The sequence below is a fragment of the Haliscomenobacter sp. genome (assembly GCF_040403615.1).
Classification (GTDB): domain Bacteria; phylum Bacteroidota; class Bacteroidia; order Chitinophagales; family Saprospiraceae; genus Haliscomenobacter.
This window is the reverse complement of the sequence record NZ_JBBAKG010000172.1, coordinates 1-4,100: the sequence shown is the minus strand read 5'-3', so window position 1 is coordinate 4,100 and position 4,100 is coordinate 1. Positions and strand designations below refer to the sequence as shown.

Annotated in this window: 5 protein-coding genes; all 5 read right to left on the bottom strand. The window is 49.7% G+C overall.

From position 1 onward, the window contains the following. The coding region (locus ABW391_RS27695; protein WP_353485152.1) for a gluconate:H+ symporter at positions 1 to 1,271 on the bottom strand (1,271 nt) is incomplete at its 3' end. 37 nt (positions 1,272 to 1,308) lie between these two features. Next, positions 1,309 to 1,527: a VF530 family protein gene (locus ABW391_RS27690; protein WP_353485151.1), complete on the bottom strand. Its 219-nt coding sequence runs from the start codon at positions 1,525 to 1,527 to the stop codon at positions 1,309 to 1,311. A gap of 71 nt (positions 1,528 to 1,598) precedes the next feature. Continuing rightward, entirely contained in the window at positions 1,599 to 2,162 is a 564-nt protein-coding gene (locus ABW391_RS27685; RefSeq protein WP_353485150.1) for a D-sedoheptulose-7-phosphate isomerase, read from the bottom strand. Between the two features lie 9 nt (positions 2,163 to 2,171). Beyond that, complete coding sequence (locus ABW391_RS27680; RefSeq protein ID WP_353485149.1) at positions 2,172 to 3,077, bottom strand: ROK family protein; 906 nt, start codon at positions 3,075 to 3,077, stop codon at positions 2,172 to 2,174. A gap of 2 nt (positions 3,078 to 3,079) precedes the next feature. Continuing rightward, entirely contained in the window at positions 3,080 to 3,934 is an 855-nt protein-coding gene (locus tag ABW391_RS27675) for a sugar phosphate isomerase/epimerase family protein (protein WP_353485148.1), read from the bottom strand. Positions 3,935 to 4,100 lie beyond the last annotated feature (166 nt).

Below are 4,100 nucleotides of genomic sequence, written 5' to 3'. Positions count from 1 at the left end.
ACCGATACCAAGGTATCCATCACCGACCAGGTTTTGATGGTGTCTTTCATCGACAATTGGAAATACTCTCGGAAAAGCCAGAAGCCAGTATCGTTGACGTGCGAAAACATCATGCTGCCTGCGCCAATGCTCAATACCATCAAGTTGGGATTGATGGCCGGATTGCTCAGCAGCGGTACAATAAACCCCGCCGTGGTGATGCCAGCAACCGTTGATGAACCGACGCAAACCCGGATCACCGCAGCGATGCTCCAACCCAGCACGTAAGGATTCAGATTGGAATGTTGTAGATAATCGGCAATGGTTTGAGATACGCCGCCGTCGCTCAGTACTTGTTTCAAGGCGCCGGCTCCACCAAAGATCAAAAAAAGCCCCGCCACGTCTTTCACCGCATCTACAAAATACTGGCTGATTTGTTGGTTGCTTTTGCCTTTGAAAGTCCCCAAGGTCAGCGAAGCAAACAATACTGCAATCAACAAACTCACCGTGGCATCGCCGATGAAGAGGAAGAAGGACTTGAGGAGTGTCCCATCGGCCAGATAAGGGGTGACGATGGTGCTGACGCCAATCAGGATGATCGGCAAAAGCACGGCCAAAAAACTGATCAAGACGGAGGGCAATGCTTCGGGAGGCAACTGCGGTGCTACAAAAGACAGATTCGGCTCCATGGTATATCCCTTGACCGTCGAGCCGTACAAAGCGCCCGAAATCAAAATGGCCGGTACAGAAATGATGATGCCGTAAAAGAGCGTCAATCCCATATCCGCGTGCAGCTGTTTGACCAGATAGAGCGGCGCAGGATGCGGCGGCAAATAGCCCTGGGTTACGGCCAGAGAAGCCAGCAAGGGCAAGCTGACGTACACCGCCGAAAGCTTGTACCGATGCGCTACCGTGATGGCCAGAGGCACGATGAGCATAAAGCCTACCGAGTAAAACAAGGGCAATCCCACAATAAACCCCGTAATCATAAATGCCCAGCGAATGTGCTTCGTCCCCACCAACTCAATCATTTTGGAGGAAATCTGCTGCGTAGCCCCACTGGCACCGATTAACTTGCCCAGCATGGCACCTAGGGCAATAATGCCCACAATGGAACCCAGCGTGCTGCCAATCCCGTTTTGGATGGCTTGCATCAGGGGCAGGGGTTGCATGCCCAAGGCCAAACCAATGGCCATGGCCGCTAGCAGGAACGCCAAAAACGTATGTATCCTGAAATAGGAAATCAAAAAAACCAGCAGCAGAATGCCCGCGATGGTGATGAAGATGGCCATAGGTTGATGTATTTTCCCAAAGGCAGATTGCGGTGTTTTATTTCAAGCTCTCCAGGTACAGGTTTTCTACTTGCTCGCGGGCCCAGGGCGTTTTGCGCAAAAACGTCAGACTCGATTTGATGCTGGGATCCAAGTTGAAGCAACGGATTTTGACCTGACGGCCCATTTCTTCCCAGCCGTATACTTCGACCAGATGGAGCAGGATTTTTTCGAGCGTGATGCCGTGCAGTGGATTATTCGGTTGTGGATTTTGCATAATTGCGGAATTGCTGGTATTCTGGCTAAAAATTTGTTTTGTCGCATCGCCGAAGGCGAGGTGCTAAACTTTCATACCTTTTCAATAAACGCGTAACACACCATGTGGCAAATCCCCATCTGTGCATCTTCGACCCGGCCATAGTGGGTCTCCTCCAGGGCAATCACAAAATCGGCCAGGTCTGCCAATTGGCAGGGTTTGCCACCCACCAGGGCAATGGTATACACCCCCTTGTCTTTGGCCCATTTGACGGCCTTGACGAGGTTGGGTGAGTTGCCACTTACGCTCAATACCATGAACAGGTCGCCCGCTTGGGCAAAATTCATGAGTTGGCGCACAAAAATGTCTTCGTATGCATAATCGTTGCCCAGTGCAGTGATCCAGGACATGTGCTCATTGAGGCACATGCCCTTGAAGGGTTTGCTCATTTTGTCGGAAGCAGCCTTGCTCAAATCCGTAATGAAATGGGAGGCATTGGAGGCACTGCCGCCGTTGCCACACACAAACATCTGGCGTTCTTCCTGCCAGGCTTTTTCATAAATCGAGATCAACTCGGCAATCTTCGCCTGCGGCAAACTGTGTATCAGCTTTTGATGCTTTTCGAGGTAGTCCTTTATGAATGCGTTAGAGTCCATTTTTTGTTTTTAGAAGTTGAGCATACACAATGCGCCCACCAACACCACTTCTTCTCTCAATTCGGCCAGCGCAATTTCAGGGCCAGGCTGAAAAGATTTTACCAAATACTTTGGCAACGCTTGTTGAACAGCAGCTCGCAGCGGCTCTCCGATCAGTGAAACACCCCCACCCAGTACGATGATGTCGGGATGAAACAAGTGGGCCACATGCGATAGTCCCCAGGCCAGGTTGTCGGCATGTTCAAGGAGTAGCCGGATAGCCAATTCATCTTTTTGTTGGATGGCAGGCAACAAAAACCTGGCTTCTCCAAACGTATGATTTCCAACCAGCTGTTTGAGCGGAGCCTGCTCGTCCAATTCAGGTAGCAGCGCCCTGATTTTGGCATCCAGCGCCCAGCCCGAACACAACGATTCCAGGGTAGCGCCCGTTTTGGTCAAGGCCAGTTGACCAACTTCTGCTTCGCCGGGTACAGTGCCGTGGTAGAGTGCCCGGTTGATGACCATGCCTCCGCCAACCCCACTGCCCAAGGTGATGTAAAATACCCGTTTATGGGTTCGGCCAACCCCAAAAAGCGCTTCACCCAAGGCCGCGGCATTGGCATCGTTGTCGATAACCACCGGGACATCGTATCGCTCCTGAACCCATTTTTTTAATTCAAAATCAGACCATCCACCAATCTGGTGGGAGGTGGCAATTGTGCCCGTTTCGTGATTGAGTGGGCCTCCAAAACCAATGCCGATGGCCTTGGGAACCCGATGCAAATCCCAGAGGGTTTGTTCAATCTGCTCTAAAATCCCGCTTGCACCTTGCGCTTTATCGACCTGATAGCGGTACAACTCGTGGATGGTACCCGTTTTTGGATCTCCTGTAGCAATCTGAAGCTTGGATCCACCAATTTCTATGGCTATACTCATCGTTACAATCCTTTCAAATAGGCCAAGCTCACCGGTACCTGCTCATTGGATTTTGGACTTTCATCCTCGATGTAAAAGTGTTGGATTTTGGTCTTGCGGGCAGCCTTCATGATTTGGGGCAAATTGAGCTGACCTGTTCCCAGGGTTACATCGTTTTCGGGAGGAGTGCCGCCGGAGAAGTCACCTTTCACGCCTTTTTTCAGGTCTTTGACGTGCATGAGGCGAAAGCGATTTGGGTACTTTTTGAGCAGTGCTGCCGGATCTGCGCCCGGGTGAAATACCCAAAGGATGTCCATTTCAAAAGAGACGTACTTGGGATCGGTATTTTGTACGATGTAGTCAAAATAGGTGCCTTCGCCATAAGGCAGAAATTCAAATCCGTGGTTGTGGTAACAGAAAGTCAGGCCACTTTCCTGCAATTTTTTACCAAAAACATTAAAATCGGCCACGGTTTTTTGCGCCAGCGCCAAATCCATTGGGCCAGTATGAGGAATCCAGGCCACGCGTACAAACTCGGCACCGAGGATTTTTGCTTCTTCCATCACCTGCGTTGCTTTATTTTGTAAGGCGTCGTAACTCACGCCATAGCTGGTGCAAATCATTCCCCGAGCGTCCAGCATGCTGCGCAGTTCGGAAGCCGTTTTACCAAAAAGATTGGAAAATTCGATGTTGGTGATGCCCATGGCCTTGATGTTGTCCAGGGTTTTGGGTACATCTTTGGCAAATTCATTGCGAAAGGTGTACGAGACCACGCCGGGCTTGTTTTTGAGGAGTTTTCCGAAGCGCTCCTGGGCGAAAATTTGCGTACCCAACAGTACAAGAACTGCGATAAGTAACGTTTTTAGCAATTGTTTCATTTTTTGTTTGTTTGATCGTTGATGTGGGTATGTGGTGTAGAATTTGTATTACACTTAACAGGATACGAAATTAATTGGCTTTTCTTAAAAATCCTGCTAATTTCATGTCATAGTATGACGCAAAAAATTACTTCCCGATTTTTTGAGAGGGTTTTGAATAGGAAGC